Raw genomic sequence first — 16999 nt, 5'->3', positions numbered from 1 at the left:
GATGGGCGCGCCGCGGTCTATCAAAGTTTGGCGGTTGGCCGCCCTGGCTTTTTGGTCTGCAACAGGTGCGAGAACACCGCATGCAAATCGTCCGAGGCGCTTTCTTCGTCGAGGTTGAGCTTGCTGTCGATGTGATCCATGTGATGCATCATCAGGTTCACCGCCAGGTCGGCATCGCGGGCCTCGATGGCGTCGATCAGCTGAGTATGTTCATCGTAGGAACAGTGCGAGCGGTTACCGCTTTCATACTGGGCGATGATCAACGAAGTCTGCGACACCAGGCTGCGCTGGAAGCTGATCAGCGGGGCGTTCTTCGCCGCCTCGGCCAGTTTCAGGTGGAACTCGCCAGACAGCCGGATACCGGCACCGCGGTCGCCACGGGAGAAGCTGTCGCGCTCGTCGTTGACCATCTGCCGCAACTCGGCAATCTGTTCGGCCGTCGCGTGTACGACGGCAAGCTCGGTGATCGCCTTCTCGACCAGACGCCGCGCCATGAATACCTGACGGGCTTCTTCGACACTCGGGCTGGCAACCACGGCGCCACGGTTAGGACGCAACAGCACCACGCCTTCGTGGGCCAGACGCGACAGCGCGCGGCGAATGATGGTGCGACTGACCCCGAAAATTTCTCCCAGCGCCTCTTCGCTCAACTTTGTACCGGGCGCCAGGCGCTGTTCGAGGATGGCCTCGAAGATATGCGCATAGACGATATCGTCCTGGGTTCCGCTGCGGCCGGCTTTGCCTGCTCGCGGTTGTTTCTTGAGGGGCTGCAACTGTTCGTTCATGGGCACTCGAGTCGGGAGAACTGCGGCGAATTGACTGTGACTGTAATACGGCACAGAGGGTCGCTGGCAAGTATTGCGTAAAAAACACAGCACATTGTACACAACCGCTGGTGGCAACACGACTGTACGGCCATATACGCCCCCGGCTGTATTGCAACGAGCTGCCACGTTTAAGTTTAGGCTTGAACACCTGGCCCGTGGCGAGGGAGCTTGCTCCCGTTGGACTGCGCAGCAGTCCTGAAACCTGCCGACTCGTTTATTCAGATAACCTCGCTCACACATTACGACCGCTACGCGGCCGAGCGGGAGCAAGCTCCCTCGCCACACGGGTGGCAGCGGACTTTATTCGTATATCAAGAACAAGGAACACCGCGCCATGACCGACGCCACTCACGCGCAACTTCGCCCATTCGCCGACACATCACCTTCGGCCATCGTCGCCGGTTTTATTGCCATGATGACCGGCTACACCAGCTCACTGGTGCTGATGTTCCAGGCCGGCCAGGCGGCGGGCCTGACCAGCGGGCAAATTTCATCGTGGATCTGGGCGATTTCGATTGGCATGGCCGTGTGCTCGATCGGTTTGTCCTTGCGTTATCGCACACCGATCACCATCGCCTGGTCGACGCCCGGCGCGGCGCTGCTGATCACCAGCCTTTCGGGCGTGACCTACGGCGAGGCGATTGGCGCCTACATCACTTGCGCCGTGCTCGTCACTCTTTGCGGCATGACCGGCAGCTTCGAACGTCTGGTCAAACGGATTCCTGCATCACTGGCGGCGGCGTTGCTGGCGGGGATTCTGTTCAAGATCGGCAGTGAAATTTTCGTCGCTGCCCAGCACCGCACCGGCCTGGTATTGGGGATGTTTTTCACCTATCTGGTGGTCAAGCGCCTGTCGCCCCGTTATGCGGTGCTGGCGGCGTTGCTGATCGGCACGGCACTGTCCGGCGGCATGGGCCTGCTGGATTTCAGCGGTTTTCATCTTGAAGTGGCCACCCCGGTCTGGACCACCCCGCACTTCTCCCTCGCGGCGACCATCAGCATCGGTATTCCATTGTTCGTGGTGGCCATGACCTCGCAGAACATGCCCGGCATCGCCGTGTTACGCGCAGATGGCTACAACGTCCCGGCCTCGCCGCTGATCACCACCACCGGCATCGCCTCACTGTTGCTGGCACCATTTGGCTCCCACGGGATCAACCTGGCAGCGATCAGCGCCGCAATCTGCACCGGGCCACACGCCCATGAAGATCGCAACAAGCGTTACACCGCGGCCGTCTGGTGCGGGATTTTCTATGGGATTGCCGGGGTCTTTGGCGCAACGCTCGCAGCGCTGTTCGCCGCCTTGCCAAAAGAGCTGGTGCTGTCGATTGCCGCGTTGGCGCTATTCGGCTCGATCATCAACGGCCTGAGCATCGCTATGGCGCAAGTGAAGGAACGTGAAGCGGCATTGATCACCTTTATGGTCACTGCGTCGGGGCTGACGCTGTTTTCCATTGGTTCGGCATTTTGGGGAATTGTGGCGGGGGTGATTACGTTAATGATTCTGAATTGGCGCAATGCCTGAAATGCAAAAAAAAAACGGCGACCTTCAGGTCGCCGTTTTTTTGAACATCAGGCTACCGGATTGATCGGCTTTTCCGGGTACCAAACGTCCAGCAACGGGCTGACTTCTACGCTGGTCAGCTCGGTGCGGGCTTTCAGCCAGGCTTCAACGGCGGCGCGTTGTTCAGCGCTGACCGAGCCACGTTTTTGCAGGCAAACCAGACCGTAGTCGTCGCCGCCAACGTAGCCGAGGCCGTTAGCTTCCATGGCTTCTTTCAGGAACGCGTCGAGGAAAGCGTCAATGGCTGCATCAGCCAAATCTTCTTTGAAATCCAGGTTCAGTTCGAAACCCAGCTCTTGAAATTCATCGACGCAGAGTTTTTTGCGCAGACGCTGGGAACGGTTAGTCGCCATTGGAACAATCCTCAAAAGTAATAACGGGCGGCACTTTAGCAGTTTAAGCCGTTGTTTGCCCGATTCTCTGGCGGCTTGCGCCTACCGCCGGTAAAAAAATAGCGGATTCGGCCCTCTGCGTACGGCACAAGCCGCTACTCCTTGGGGCATAATGCCGACACTTTCGCGACCACCGAGGGAATTTATTCTCATGCCCTCATCTTTTTCCCCCTCGGCAGTAGGGTTTTATTTCAGATGATCAAATCTTTGCGTCCATTGCTTCTCGCCAGCCTGCTTGTGCCGCTGGCCTTCCCTGTTTCCGCTACCCCGGTCAACACCACCCTGCCACCCAGCGTTGAAAAAGCACTCAAAGCCAGCAAGCTGCAGGACAGCGCCCTGTCGCTGGTGATGATTCCACTCAACGGTCCGGGCACACCGACCGTTTTCAACGCTGACGTTTCGGTCAATCCGGCCTCGACCATGAAACTGGTCACTACCTACGCCGCGCTGGAAATGCTTGGCCCGAACCACCAGTGGAAAACCGAGTTCTACACCGACGGCACCCTCAATGGCGGCATCCTGCACGGCAACCTGTACCTCAAGGGTGGCGGCGATCCAAAGCTGAACATGGAAAAACTCTGGCTGCTGATGCGTGACCTGCGAGCCAATGGCGTGCAGCAAGTCACCGGTGACCTGGTGCTGGATCGCAGCTTCTTCGTCCAGCCGCAACTTCCCGAATTCAATGACGATGGTAAAGACGAGAACAAGCCGTTCCTGGTCAAGCCCGACGCGCTGATGGTCAACCTCAAGGCCTTGCGCTTCGTAGCTCGTAACGACTCGGGCAAGGTGCTGGTTTCGGTCGAACCGCCGATCGCCAGCATTCGCATCGATAACCAGGTCAAAGCGCTTAGCGGCAAACAGTGTTCCGGGGGCGTGCGCTACAACCCGGTGACCCAGGCCGACGGCAGCGTGAGCGTGACCGTTGCAGGCCAGTTGGCCGACGGCTGCAGCTCGCAGACTTACCTTTCACTGCTCGATCATGCGACCTACACCGCCGGCGCCGTACGGGCAATCTGGCAGGAACTGGGTGGCAGCATCCAGGGCAAGGATCGTCTGGCCGCCGTACCAAAGGATGCCAAGGTACTGGCGCGGGCGTTCTCGCCGGACCTGGCGGAAATCATCCGCGATATCAACAAATACAGTAACAACACCATGGCTCAGCAGCTGTTCCTCAGCCTGGGCGCGAAATATCGCACCGATGCCGATGCTGACGATGCAAAAGCCGCACAACGCGTAGTGCGTCAGTGGCTGGCGAAGAAAGGCATCACCGCGCCGCACCTGGTGATGGAGAACGGCTCGGGCCTGTCGCGTGCCGAACGGGTCAGCGCCCGTGAAATGGCGAGCATGCTGCAAGCGGCCTGGAGAAGCCCGTACTCGGCCGAGTTCGTCAGTTCGCTGCCGATCAGCGGCATGGACGGCACCATGCGCAAACGCCTCAAGACCACCGCAATGCGGGGCGAAGCACACGTCAAGACCGGCACCCTGAACACCGTGCGTGCTATCGCCGGTTTCAGCCGCGACAACAATGGAAACACCTGGGCAGTGGTTGCGATCCTCAACGATCCGGCACCTTTTGGTGCGCATACGGTGCTCGATCAGGTGCTGCTGGACCTGTACCGCCAGCCGAAACTGGCAACAGCCGAGTCGGCGCTTTAAGCCTCACTTAAACACTGTGCAACTGTGGCGAGGGAGCTTGCTCCCGCCGGTCGGTCCGCGCTCGGTTGCGCAGCAGCAAAATCAACAAATCGGATACATCTGACCCAACACAATCATCGCCTTCAGGGCCGCTTCGCGCCCCAACGGGAGCAAGCTCCCTCGCCACACAAACCTGAACCGGCCTACACCAGTTCCATCTCAACCCGATCCCGCCCGGCCTGCTTCGCCGCATAAACCCCCGAGTCAGCGCGCAACAGCAAGGCATCAGCCCCCTCCCCGGAACGCCAACTGGCGATACCAAAGCTGGCAGTCACCGTGCCCAGGCCCTCGATAGGCGTATTGCGCAAGCTCTGCCATAGCTCGACGGCCAACGTATGGGCATGCTGCCCGTCGGTGTCCGGACACAGCACCATGAACTCCTCGCCTCCCAGGCGGCAGAACACATCGGTGCGCCGCAAGCGTTGGCGAATGCGCTGACAGATTGCCTGCAACACCCGATCGCCTGCCGCGTGGCCGTACACGTCATTGATACGTTTGAAGTGATCGATATCCAGCATGATCACCGCCAATTCCCCGGTACCGCGCTCGACCCGGGCCATTTCCGTGGTCAGCCGCTCCTGGAAATAGCGTCGATTGTGAATCCCGGTCAGCGCGTCGGTCACCGACAAGGCGCGCAGCTCTTCCTCGACCCGCTTGAGGTCGGAAATATCCGATACATAGCCATGCCACAGCACCCCACCACCGGGCAGTTCTTCCGGCGTTGCCTCGCCGCGCACCCAACGCAGGCCACGTACGGGCAACTGCACACGGTACTCTTCGCGCCACGGGCTGAGCTTTTGCGAAGAGATCCGGATCGAGGCACGCACCCGAGCCACATCCTGCGGATAAATTCGCTGGAAAATAGCCTCGGCATTCTGTTGCAGCACGTCCGGATCGAGCTCGTAAATATCACGGATGCCGTCACTGGCGTAGATCACACTGAAGCGCCCGTCCGCCGCCATCTTGAACTGATAAATACCGCCCGGCACATGCGCGCTGAGTTTCTTGAGCAGCAAATCCCGCGCGGCCAACGCTTCATGCACGCGCTTGCGCTCGGTGATGTCGATGCAGATCGCCAGATGCCCGACCCAAAGCCCCTGCTCATCAAGTACGGCAGTGGCGAGCATGTTCACCGTCAGATGGCTGCCATCCTGACGCACCAAGGTCCATTCACGCGCTTCGTGCCCACCCGCCTCGCCTCCTTCCACCAGCATCGCCTGACAGTTCGGCACCGGCTTGCCGTAACGCTGACTGAGCTCCACGGCTCGCGCCTCCAGCTCAACGGGCAGGTGCAGGCTTTCCAGCGTCATATGCCCCAGCGCATCGACGCTGCGATAACCGAGCATGTGCTCGGCACCGGCATTGAAAGTTGTGATCACACCGCGCAGGTTAGTGGCGATCACCGCCACTTGGGTCGCCGCGTCCAGCACCCCGCGTAACTGACCATGAGCGCCGCTCAACTCCTGTTCTCGCAGGCGTAACTCGCGGGTGCGCTGCTCGACCAGCGCCAGCGCTCGTTGCCGTTGACTGACCAGAATGTAGAGCAAGGCACTGAGCAGCACGCTCAACAGCGTCCCCATCACGATCAGGCTGGCAACCGCCGAATGAGTGGCATGTTCAAACACGCTGCTGGTACGAATATCGAGATCGTAGACATGTTCGCCCAGTCGCAACATCGAGCTGTAATGCAGCGGCTGATTCGCCACCGGGTTGGTAGATTCGTAGAGCGCTTGCGCCTGACCGCCCTGTGCCCGATCACGAATCTGCACCACAAGGTTGTCCTGCCCGGGCAACGGAAAACCATCGACTACCAACTGACGCATGCTGATCACTGCCAGCACATAACCAAGGGGCGTAGCGTCATGAGCTGACGCTGCGGTATAGCGCAAAACCGGCTCGACCAGCAGCACGCCACGGGCATATTCAGGATCGACGCCAATCAGCAGCGTGGGCTCGGACACCGCCATCGCGTTGAGGGTGCGGGCCCGTTCCAGAGTTGCCCGACGTGTCGGTTCCGAGAGCAAATCAAAACCCAGCGGCGCGGCTTTTGAGCCTAGCGCCTGGCTGTACAACACCGGCGCGTATTCATCGCGCAAGGCGGCAGGTTGCAGCTCTGCGGAAGGTGTCAGATCGCGGATGGAAAATCCTGCTTTACCTTGTTCGCGCACCCGTTGCTCGAACGCGGAACGCTCACTGCGGGCAACCAGCGGCGCCCAGGCGTAGGCTTGAGTCCTGTGCAACAGTGCTTTGGTAAAGCCGTCGAACTCTTCACGGGAAACCGACTCGGAGTTGACGAAGAATCGCCGCAGGCTATCAAGGCGCTGCTCCTGATCGTCGAAACGCTCGGTAATCCGGCTCTTGCGTTCGTTGACCAGCATTTGGAAACGCTGCGCCATCTGCTGATGCTGCGCATTGAAGCTGGCCCAGGCGAGCAGCCCCGTCAGTACGCCCCCGGCCAGCAACACCAGCAGCGCAACGAGCCAGGCCGAAACATCTTCACTGATCAAGCCCAGGATCTTGGGTCGTACGGCGTGCAACGGCATAAGCGAAACTCAAAACGCCGGCGTGCTTTGGCGTCACCTTGGCTTTGAGTGATGTTATAGCTATTAGCCATTAGATTAGCCAGCGCAAAAAGACCACAGAACCTCGAAAAATCAAGGCTCTGTGGATCCAATCAGGCCTCAGCGCGCCATGATTTTCCAGGCGCGATGGATCTTGCCGTTACGGGCAAAGTCCGGGTCGATGGTTTGTGCGGTGATCTCCTCGACGGCATAGCGCGCCGTGAGGTTTTCTTCGAGCTGGAACTTGCGGAAGTTGTTGGAGAAATACAACACGCCACCCGGCGCCAGACGGGCCATGGCCAGGTCCAGCAACTGCACGTGATCACGCTGGACGTCGAAGATCCCTTCCATGCGCTTGGAGTTGGAGAAGGTCGGCGGATCAATAAAGATCATATCGAACTCGTCACGGTTGGCTTCCAGCCAGGCCATCACGTCGCCCTGCTCCAGACGGTTCTTGTCAGAGAAACCGTTCAGCGACAGGTTGCGGCGTGCCCAATCCAGATAGGTTTTCGACAGGTCGACGCTGGTGGTGCTGCGCGCGCCGCCCTTGGCCGCATGGACGCTGGCCGTCGCGGTGTAGCAATACAGATTGAGGAAGCGCTTGCCGGCCGCCTCTTTCTGAATCCGCAGACGCATTGGACGGTGATCCAGGAACAGGCCGGTGTCGAGGTAGTCGGTCAGGTTGACCAGCAACTTCACGCCGCCTTCGTTCACCTCGGTGAACTTGCCCTGCGCGCTCTGGCGCTCGTACTGCTTGGTGCCGCTCTGACGCTCGCGACGTTTGACGACCACGCGGTTTTTGTCAATGTTCAAGGCCTGCGGAATGGCTGCCAGCGCATCAAACATCCGCGCCGAGGCTTTTTCCGGATCGATCGACTTCGGTGCCGCGTATTCCTGAACATGGACCCAGTCGTGGTACAGGTCGATGGCCATCGAGTATTCCGGCATGTCGGCATCGTAAACGCGGTAGCAGTCGATACCCTCGCGCTTGATCCACTTGCCCATGGCCTTGAGGTTCTTTTGCAGGCGGTTGGCAAACATCTGCCCGCCTTCGCTCAGGCGCGCCTGTTCAACAACAGGAGCCGGCGCCGGTACAGGTTTGATCGGATTGCCGTTCTTGTTGTACTGACGCTCTTGCGGCTCGACCGGCGACTGATCGTAGGCAGCCTGTTCACGCTCGGCCTGACGCTGTTCCGGGGTACGACGCTCACCGGTGACGAACTGATCCGGCAGCACTTTGATCAGCAGCAATTTGCACGGCAAGGCGCCGTTCCAGAACGAATACTGTTTGTGGCTACGAATCCCCATGCGCTTGCCCAGATCCGGCGCGCCGGTGAACACCGCCGCCTCCCAGTTCAGGCAGGCCTGACGCAGGCGCTCGCCGAGGTTCTGGTAGAGATAGAGCAAGCTTGCCTCGTCGCCCAGACGCTCGCCGTACGGAGGGTTGCAGATCACCAGGCCTTTCTGGTTCTGGTCCGGACGTGGCTCGAAGGTTGCGACTTCACCCTGGTAGATCTTGATCCACTCACTCAGGCCTGCGCGCTCGACGTTATTGCGGCCCGGTTGAATCAGCCGAGGGTCGGCTTCGTAACCGCGAATCCACAGCGGTGGCTTGGCCAGACCGGCAGCGGCGCGGGCGACGGCTTCTTCGTGAAGTTTTTTCCACAGCGCCGGCACATGACCGAGCCAGGCGGTGAAGCCCCACTGCTCGCGACGCAGGTTGGGCGCCATGTCGGCAGCGATCATCGCGGCTTCGACGAGGAACGTACCGACACCGCACATCGGGTCAGCCAGAGCGCCACCTTCAGCCGCGATGCGCGGCCAGCCGGAGCGGATCAGAATCGCTGCCGCGAGGTTTTCCTTCAGCGGCGCCGCACCTTGCTGCAGGCGATAGCCGCGCTGGTGCAGGCTGTGGCCGGAGAGATCGAGGGACAGAATCGCTTCGCCACGGTCCAGGCGCAGGTGAACGCGCAGGTCCGGGTTGAGCTTGTCGATGGACGGACGCTCGCCCGACGGGGTGCGCAGTTTGTCGACGATGGCGTCCTTCACTTTCAGGGCGCCGAAGTGGGTGTTGTCGATGCCCGAGCCGTGACCGCTGAACTCAACGGCCAGGGTGCCGTCATTGAGCATATGGTCTTGCCACTCGATATCCAGCACGCCGTGGTACAGGTCTTCGGCGTCCTTCATCGGGAAACGCTTGAGCACCAGCAGCACCCGGTTAGCCAGACGTGACCACAGGCACAGGCGATAAGCCGTTTCCATGTCGGCGATGCCGCGCACGGCAGAAGTGTGCTCGCGCGCTTCCTCAAGGCCAAGCCCGACGGCTTCCTCGATAAGCAGACCTTCGAGGCCTTTTGGGCAAGTGAGGAAGAGTTCGTAACGATCCGACATGGGAGTTCCAGGGCCTTTAGCAATAAGTGAACGGGCAACGCATTGACCGCTCGTTTTTCAATCAAGCGCTTTTCTTGAAGAGCGCTCGCGTGGCACGAAAGTGTGCCGTCCCACCCTGGCCGCACAGCCAACCAACCGGTTGAATGAGCTTAGATGCCCAGGCAGATAAGAAATTCTATGCAACAAAATGTCATAACTCGACCCTTCGTCGAATAATACCCGAGTGCAACGGGTGGACATTCTCACTAAAGCATTAGCCTCATCATCTAGTGAGAGGCTGATCATACCGGGCTTTGACCAATGACCACGGGAATTACATCGTGTTACTTATGGCCATAGCATCTTTATCGTTACGTCCTTATGACAAAACGATCATTCCCTCGATGTGACGCATTGGTTAGAACTCAACACAGGTTGACGCCGCAACGACGTCAACACCTTGGCTCGTGACGCCGGCAGCGAGCCACCAACGGCAGAAATTTTTCTGCCTGACCTCGATCGAGGTCGACGCGACAAATACAGTCAACAAGTGAGGGAAACACCCTATGAGAAGACTTAAGCGTGATCCGTTGGAAAGAGCATTTTTGCGCGGATATCAATATGGCGTTGGTGGAAAATCCCGTGAGCTTTGCCCCTTTACTCTACCGTCGGTACGCCAAGCCTGGATCAACGGCTGGCGAGAAGGACGCGGCGACAACTGGGACGGTATGACCGGCACTGCGGGAATCCATAGACTCAACGAACTTCACGCCGTCGGCTAAACAGGGCACACACTCCGACACGACAATCTGATTATGTAACGACTTAACCACGCACGTCCTCTCCGGACGGCGGGCTTCGGCCCAGGGGCTCCTTCGAGGAGCCCTTTTTTATTCCTGCAATCAACTCAAAACCAACGATGAAATACTGTGTGGCGAGGGAGCTTGCTCCCGCTGGGCTGCAAAGCGGCCCCTATCCAGACACCGAGTTATTCCTGATGCACCGCATTTGCTGATTTTAGGACCGCTTCGCCCGAGCGCGGACCGACCCGCGGGAGCAAGCTCCCTCGCCACAGAGGCCTCTCATCACACGGGTTGGGTTATCTCAGGGCGGCGATGGCATCCACCGATTCGCGAATCAGCGCCGGGCCCTTATAGATGAAGCCAGAGTAGAGCTGCACCAGACTGGCGCCCGCGGCGATTTTCTCAGCCGCGTGCTTGCCTTCGGTAATGCCGCCCACCGCGATGATCGGCAAACGCCCGGCCAGCTCGGCCGCCAGGACCTTGACCGTGTGAGTGCTCTTGTCGCGCACCGGAGCGCCGGACAAGCCGCCCGCCTCGTCACCGTATTCCATACCTTCGACGCCTACGCGGCTCAGGGTGGTGTTGGTCGCAATCACCGCGTCCATTCCGGTGTCGATCAGCGCTTGCGCCACCTGAACGGTTTCTTCGTCGGTCATGTCCGGTGCGATCTTGATCGCCAGCGGTACACGCTTGCCGTGGCGTTGAGCCAGATCTTCCTGACGCTGACGCAAGGCTTCGAGCAGTTGCTTGAGCGAATCACCAAATTGCAGGCTGCGTAGGCCCGGAGTGTTCGGCGAGCTGACGTTGACCGTCACGTAACTGGCGTGCGCGTAAACCTTGTCCAGGCAGATCAGGTAGTCGTCGACCGCACGCTCAACCGGCGTGTCGAAGTTCTTGCCGATGTTGATCCCCAGCACGCCCTTGTATTTGGCTGCCGCCACACGCGCCAGCAAATGATCGACGCCGAGGTTGTTGAACCCCATGCGGTTGATGATCGCCTCGGCTTGCGGCAAGCGGAAAATCCGTGGCTTTGGATTGCCCGGTTGCAGACGCGGGGTGATGGTGCCAATTTCAACGAAGCCGAAACCCAATTGCGCAAACCCGTCGATGGCCGCCCCGTTCTTGTCCAGACCGGCTGCCAGACCCACCGGGTTTGGAAAGTCCAGGCCCATGACATTCACTGGCAACTGCGCTGGCGCCTTGCACAGCAAGCCATTGAGACCCAAACGCCCACCTGCGCCGATCAGGTCCAGGGACAGATCGTGGGAGGTTTCCGGGGAGAGTTTGAACAACAGTTGGCGGGCCAGGGTATACATGGGCGGATTTGACTCGGTTGGCGGCGAAATAAGGCGGCGATTATAGCCGTGCATCGGGGTCGCAAGCGAGGTGCGCGATGAAATCAGCCATCAGTGGCATATGCCTTGCACTGGTACTGACATCTGCACCCATGCCAATGGCGGGATGCGTACCAGGTAACGATTAAAAAGGACAACGGCGTCGTCACTTGGCCTGGTTTGCACATGGGGCCTGGGTACGGCGCTTTTTTCATGCAAGGTGCTTATGTGATGACTGAACCTGAAGCAGGACCGCTGGCCTGGGTCAACGGCAGCGATGCCCCGGAAAAGACCGCGATCAACCTCGGTTTCATGGCCCTGAGCGACTGCGCATCCGTGGTGGTTGCGGCGACTCAGGGCTTCGCCCAACCGTACGGGTTGACCCTGAACCTCAAGCGCCAGTCGTCGTGGGCCAACCTGCGGGACAAACTGGTCAGCGGCGAACTGGATGCCGCCCACAGCCTCTATGGTTTGATCTATGCGGTGCATCTGGGCATCGGCGGCGTCGCCGCGACGGACATGGCCGTGCTGATGGGGCTGAATCAGAACGGCCAGAGCATCAACCTTTCTCATGGCCTGCAAGCGCTGGGCGTGACCGGTCCTGAAGCACTGGACCGGCACGTGCACCAAAGTCGCCCAAAACTCACCTTCGCCCAGACCTTCCCCACTGGCACCCACGCCATGTGGTTGTATTACTGGCTGGCGAGCCAGGGCATCCATCCGTTGCAGGATGTCGATAGCGTCGTGGTGCCGCCGCCACAAATGGTCGCGCACTTGCAGGCCGGACGGATCGACGGTTTCTGCGTCGGCGAACCCTGGAGCGCCAGTGCGGTGAAGCAGAACCTCGGCTTCACCCTGGCGACAAGCCAGACCATCTGGCCCGACCACCCGGAAAAAGTCCTCGGCTGCACCCGCGCCTTCGTCGAGCAATACCCGAACACCGCACGCGCGCTGGTCATGGCAATCCTGGAGGCCAGCCGCTTCATTGAACAAAGCACGGAAAACCGCCGCAGCACCGCGCAACTGTTGAGTGCTGCCGAATACCTGGACGCCCCTCTCGACTGCATCGAACCGCGCTTGCTGGGCGATTATGCCGACGGCCTGGGCAATCGCTGGCAGGACCCTCACGCGTTGCGCTTCCACGGCGGTGGCGACGTCAACCTGCCGTACCTTTCCGATGGCATGTGGTTCATGACCCAATTCCGCCGCTGGGGCTTACTGCGCGAAGACCCGGACTATCTGCAGGTGGCGCGTCAGGTCCAGCAACTTGGTGTCTATCGCGATGCCGCCAGCGCGCTGGGCATCGCGCCCCGGGATCAGGACATGCGCAGCAGCCAGTTGATCGACGGTAAAATATGGAATGGTTCGGACCCGGCGGCGTATGCCCGCAGTTTCAAGCTGCACGCCATGGCCGACACCTCCGCTCTTCTCGCCCGCCGCTGACAGGAGGCTGCAAATATGTTGCGTATCCTGCTGATCAACGACACCGCGAAAAAGGTCGGGCGGCTCAAGGCCGCGCTGACCGAAGCCGGGTTTGAGGTGATCGATGAATCAGGCCTGACCATCGACCTGCCTGCGCGCGTCGAAACGGTGCGCCCGGACGTGATCCTGATCGATACCGAGTCACCGAGCCGCGATGTAATGGAGCAAGTGGTGCTGGTCAGCCGCGACCAGCCTCGGCCGATCGTGATGTTCACCGACGAGCACGACCCGGACGTGATGCGCCAGGCGATCAAGTCCGGCGTCAGCGCCTACATCGTCGAAGGCATTCATGCCGCACGCCTGCAACCGATCCTCGACGTGGCCATGGCACGTTTCGAAAGCGATCAGGCCCTGCGCGCCCAACTCCAGGCCCGCGACCAGCAACTGGCCGAGCGCAAGCGCATTGAACTGGCCAAGGGCTTGCTGATGAAAATGAAGGACTGCAATGAAGAGCAGGCCTACACCCTGATGCGCCGCCAGGCCATGAGCCGCCAACAGAAATTGATCCAGGTGGCCGAGCAGATCATTGCCATGAGCGAGTTGTTGGGCTGAAGCCCTTGCGGCGCCTGCGAAGACGCCATCGCGGGCAAGCCTTGCTCCTACGGATTTTATGTCGGTCACATCATTCGAGCTCGACACAAATCTGTAGGAGCAAGGCTTGCCCGCGATTGGCCGCGACTCGGTTTCACCTGTTGGCACAGATCTCGCTAGGTAAACCACACAGGTAACCAACGGCGGTTGCCCCACCTACGACAAAGACGTCGCATACCCCTTTCGCGCAAGTGCAGCGGGTTGCGGCGTTTTTTCGTTTTGGCCCCACAGCCCGGGGCCGGTGGTGCGGCCGTTGCGGCGCGCCACCGCAAAGCTCATGACTCCCTTCGAGACTCTTCACAGCTGAGGTGCGCGATGAATTCAAGCTTCTGGAAATCCGGCCATACCCCGACACTCTTCTCGGCCTTTCTGTATTTCGACCTGAGCTTCATGGTCTGGTATCTGCTGGGTCCACTGGCAGTGCAGATCGCCGCCGACTTGCACCTGACCACCCAGCAACGCGGGCTCGTGGTGGCCACGCCGATTCTGGCCGGGGCGTTCTTGCGCTTCGTGATGGGACTGCTGGCAGATCGCCTGTCACCAAAAACCGCCGGGCTGATCGGTCAGGTCATCGTGATCTGCGCGCTATTCGGCGCCTGGAAGCTGGGCATCCACAGCTACGAACAAGCGCTGCTGCTGGGCCTGTTCCTCGGCATGGCCGGCGCCTCGTTCGCGGTCGCCCTGCCCCTGGCCTCGCAGTGGTATCCGCCACAGCATCAAGGCAAGGCGATGGGCATCGCCGGTGCGGGTAACTCGGGCACGGTGTTCGCCGCACTGATCGCCCCGATGCTGGCGGCCTCATTTGGCTGGAGCAACGTCTTTGGTTTCGCACTGATCCCGCTGATCCTGACATTGATCATTTTCGCCTGGCTGGCGAAAAACGCACCTGAACGGCCGAAAGCCAAATCCATGACTGACTACCTCAAGGCCCTCGGTGACCGCGACAGCTGGTGGTTCATGTTTTTCTACAGCGTGACCTTCGGTGGTTTCATCGGCCTGGCCAGCGCCCTGCCCGGCTACTTCAACGACCAATACGGCCTGAGCCCGGTCACCGCCGGCTACTACACCGCAGCCTGTGTGTTCGGCGGCAGTTTGATGCGACCACTCGGTGGTGCACTGGCGGATCGTTTCGGCGGCATTCGCACCTTGCTGGTGATGTACACGCTGGCCGCGACCTGCATTGCTGCCGTGGGTTTCAACCTGCCCAGCTCCTACGCTGCATTGGCGCTGTTCGTCTGCACCATGCTCGGCCTTGGCGCGGGTAATGGTGCGGTGTTCCAGTTGGTGCCGCAGCGCTTTCGCCGCGAAATCGGCGTGATGACCGGGCTGATCGGCATGGCGGGCGGCATCGGCGGTTTCGCCCTCGCGGCGGGCATGGGTGCGATCAAGCAGAGCACTGGTAGCTATCAACTGGCCTTGTGGTTGTTCGCCAGCCTCGGTGTTCTGGCCTGGTTTGGCCTGCACGGGGTCAAACGCCGCTGGAGAACTACATGGGGTTCGGCTGCTGTGACTGCCGCGCGGGTATGATGCACCGATGAGCCTGCAATTGAGCTTCGCCGAGGCCAGCGCCATCGGCCCACGGGACGAAAACCAGGACGCCCTGCGCCTGGTCACGCCTGCCGCTGAACTGGCGGCGAGCAAGGGATTTCTGTTCGCCATCGCCGACGGCGTCAGTCAATGCGCCGATGGCGGGCTCGCAGCCAGGGCAACCTTGCAGGCCTTGGCCCTCGATTACTACGCCACGCCGCAAACCTGGGCTGTGGCGCAAGCGCTGGACCGCCTGCTGCTGGCACAAAATCGCTGGTTGCAGGCCAATGGCGGCGGCCAGCCGTTGCTCACCACCGTCAGCGCGCTGGTGCTGCGCGGTCGTCGCTTCACCTTGGCGCATGTTGGCGATTGTCGGGTGTATCGCTGGCACGCCGACCAGTTGCAGCGCATCACTGAGGACCACGTCTGGGAACAACCGGGCATGCAGCATGTGCTCAAGCGCGCATTGGGACTGGATCAGCATCTGGTGCTGGACTTTCTCGACGGCGAATTGCGCGCGGGCGAGAGTTTCGTCCTGCTGAGCGACGGCGTTTGGGCGATACTCGGCGACACCGCCATCGCGGCCATTCTGCGTGATCAACCCGACCTCGACAGCGCGGCGCAAACCCTGGTCAACGCCGCTCATCTGGCCGGCAGTCAGGACAACGCCAGCGCGCTGCTGGTGCGAGTCGACGCCCTCGGCGAAACGAGCATCGGCGATACGCTGATCCAGCTGCAGCAATGGCCATTGCCACCGCCGCTCAAACCCGGTCAGGCCTTCGAGGGCTGGCACGTCGAGAGGCTGCTCGGGCAAAGTCAGCAGTCGCTGATTTACCGTGTTCGTGATGGGCAGCAACAGCCTTGGCTACTGAAGACGCTCCCCTCATCGTTGAACAACGACACCACGGCCGCCCAGGCGCTGCTCTCTGAAGAGTGGTTTCTCAAGCGCGTTGCCGGTCGAAGCTTTCCCGAAGTTCACCCAGCGGCGCAACGTCAACACCTGTATTACGTGATGCGCGAATATCCGGGTATGACCCTGGCCGAGCTGTTCGCGCAAAATGGCCCGTTGCCGCTGCCCCAATGGCAACAACTGGCCGAACGTTTACTGCGGGCGGTGGGCATGCTGCATCGGCGGCAGATCTTCCATCGCGACATCAAACCGGAAAACCTGCTGCTGTCTGAGGACGGCGAGTTACGGCTGCTGGATTTCGGCCTGGCGTACTGCACCGGTTTATCCGAAGACCAATCGAACGCGCTGCCGGGCACCCCGAGTTATATCGCCCCGGAAGCGTTCAACGGGAGTCCACCGACACCGCAACAGGATCTGTATGCCGTCGGCGTGACGCTTTATTACCTGGCCACCGGGCATTATCCCTACGGGGAAATCGAAGCCTTTCAACGTCCGCGCTTTAGCTCGCCTGTCAGCGCCAACCGCTATCGGCCGGATTTGCCGGACTGGCTCGGGCAAAGCCTGGAGCGCGCGGTATGCGCCGACCCGGCAGAACGTTATGAAACGGCGGAAGAATGGTTGCTGCTGCTGGAACAAGGCGAACGGCGTAGTTTGAGTGTACGGCCCAGGCCGCTGCTGGAACGTGAACCGTTGAAGGTCTGGCGGACCTTGGCGCTGGTGTCGTTGCTGATCAATCTGGTGTTGTTGTATCTGCTGCTCCATTCCTGAGTCAAACACGACTCCCTGTGGCGAGGGGGCTTGCCCCCGTGGGTCGGTCCGCGCTCGGGCGAAGCGACCCCAAACCTTCAATCGCGGTGTTTCAGGCAGACCACGGTTTCAGGTTTTACGAGTGCTGCGCACTCGAGCGGGGCGGTGCGGCGTTCCGACAAGCTCCCTCGCCACA

The 16999-nt window shown here is 60.5% G+C and carries 12 protein-coding genes; 7 read left to right on the top strand and 5 right to left on the bottom strand.

The window, feature by feature from the left end; all coding sequences use genetic code 11:
• Positions 1-20: 20 nt before the first annotated feature.
• A complete protein-coding gene (locus tag KRR23_RS27145) occupies positions 21-785 on the bottom strand; it encodes a GntR family transcriptional regulator (RefSeq protein ID WP_103315365.1) in 765 nt (254 codons plus the stop codon).
• A 376-nt stretch (positions 786-1161) separates the two neighbouring features.
• On the opposite strand from KRR23_RS27145, the gene KRR23_RS27140 reads away from it, so the two are divergent.
• Positions 1162-2352 carry a benzoate/H(+) symporter BenE family transporter gene (locus KRR23_RS27140; protein WP_216744934.1) on the top strand — a complete coding sequence of 397 codons (1191 nt, stop codon included), beginning with the start codon at positions 1162-1164 and terminating at the stop codon, positions 2350-2352.
• 47 nt (positions 2353-2399) lie between these two features.
• On the opposite strand, the gene KRR23_RS27135 is transcribed toward KRR23_RS27140, so the two are convergent.
• A complete protein-coding gene (locus tag KRR23_RS27135) occupies positions 2400-2744 on the bottom strand; it encodes a YggL family protein (RefSeq protein ID WP_216744933.1) in 345 nt (114 codons plus the stop codon).
• 234 nt (positions 2745-2978) lie between these two features.
• Between KRR23_RS27135 and dacB the strand changes: the two genes are divergently transcribed.
• Positions 2979-4439: a D-alanyl-D-alanine carboxypeptidase/D-alanyl-D-alanine-endopeptidase gene (dacB, locus tag KRR23_RS27130; protein WP_216744932.1), complete on the top strand. Its 1461-nt coding sequence runs from the start codon at positions 2979-2981 to the stop codon at positions 4437-4439.
• 182 nt (positions 4440-4621) lie between these two features.
• Here the strand turns inward: dacB and KRR23_RS27125 are convergent, their stop codons facing one another.
• Positions 4622-7021: a diguanylate cyclase gene (locus tag KRR23_RS27125; RefSeq protein WP_216744931.1), complete on the bottom strand. Its 2400-nt coding sequence runs from the start codon at positions 7019-7021 to the stop codon at positions 4622-4624.
• 138 nt (positions 7022-7159) lie between these two features.
• A complete protein-coding gene (rlmKL, locus tag KRR23_RS27120) occupies positions 7160-9430 on the bottom strand; it encodes a bifunctional 23S rRNA (guanine(2069)-N(7))-methyltransferase RlmK/23S rRNA (guanine(2445)-N(2))-methyltransferase RlmL (protein ID WP_216744930.1) in 2271 nt (756 codons plus the stop codon).
• 545 nt (positions 9431-9975) lie between these two features.
• Here rlmKL and KRR23_RS27115 point away from each other — a divergent pair.
• The gene (locus KRR23_RS27115; RefSeq protein WP_003223300.1) at positions 9976-10191 is read left to right on the top strand and encodes a ribosome modulation factor; all 216 of its coding nucleotides are present in this window, start codon (positions 9976-9978) and stop codon (positions 10189-10191) included.
• A 317-nt stretch (positions 10192-10508) separates the two neighbouring features.
• Here the strand turns inward: KRR23_RS27115 and KRR23_RS27110 are convergent, their stop codons facing one another.
• Positions 10509-11528 (bottom strand): quinone-dependent dihydroorotate dehydrogenase, encoded by a 1020-nt coding sequence (locus KRR23_RS27110; RefSeq protein ID WP_216744929.1) that lies wholly within the window; start codon positions 11526-11528, stop codon positions 10509-10511.
• A gap of 249 nt (positions 11529-11777) precedes the next feature.
• On the opposite strand from KRR23_RS27110, the gene KRR23_RS27105 reads away from it, so the two are divergent.
• The 4 genes from KRR23_RS27105 to KRR23_RS27090 all read left to right on the top strand — a co-directional run bounded on the left by KRR23_RS27105 (position 11778) and on the right by KRR23_RS27090 (position 16824).
• Positions 11778-12989, top strand: coding sequence for a CmpA/NrtA family ABC transporter substrate-binding protein (locus tag KRR23_RS27105; RefSeq protein ID WP_216744928.1), 1212 nt, complete (start codon positions 11778-11780; stop codon positions 12987-12989).
• A gap of 15 nt (positions 12990-13004) precedes the next feature.
• Positions 13005-13580, top strand: a complete 576-nt coding sequence (locus KRR23_RS27100; protein WP_019689484.1) for an ANTAR domain-containing response regulator — start codon at positions 13005-13007, stop codon at positions 13578-13580.
• A gap of 354 nt (positions 13581-13934) precedes the next feature.
• Positions 13935-15146: a NarK/NasA family nitrate transporter gene (locus tag KRR23_RS27095; protein ID WP_216744927.1), complete on the top strand. Its 1212-nt coding sequence runs from the start codon at positions 13935-13937 to the stop codon at positions 15144-15146.
• A 7-nt stretch (positions 15147-15153) separates the two neighbouring features.
• A complete protein-coding gene (locus tag KRR23_RS27090) occupies positions 15154-16824 on the top strand; it encodes a bifunctional protein-serine/threonine kinase/phosphatase (protein WP_216744926.1) in 1671 nt (556 codons plus the stop codon).
• Positions 16825-16999 lie beyond the last annotated feature (175 nt).

It is taken from the genome of Pseudomonas sp. CVAP#3, from assembly GCF_018986375.1.
GTDB lineage: Bacteria > Pseudomonadota > Gammaproteobacteria > Pseudomonadales > Pseudomonadaceae > Aquipseudomonas > Aquipseudomonas helvetica.
The sequence above is the reverse complement of the archived record's forward strand: the minus strand, read 5'-3'. Positions and strand labels throughout refer to the sequence as shown.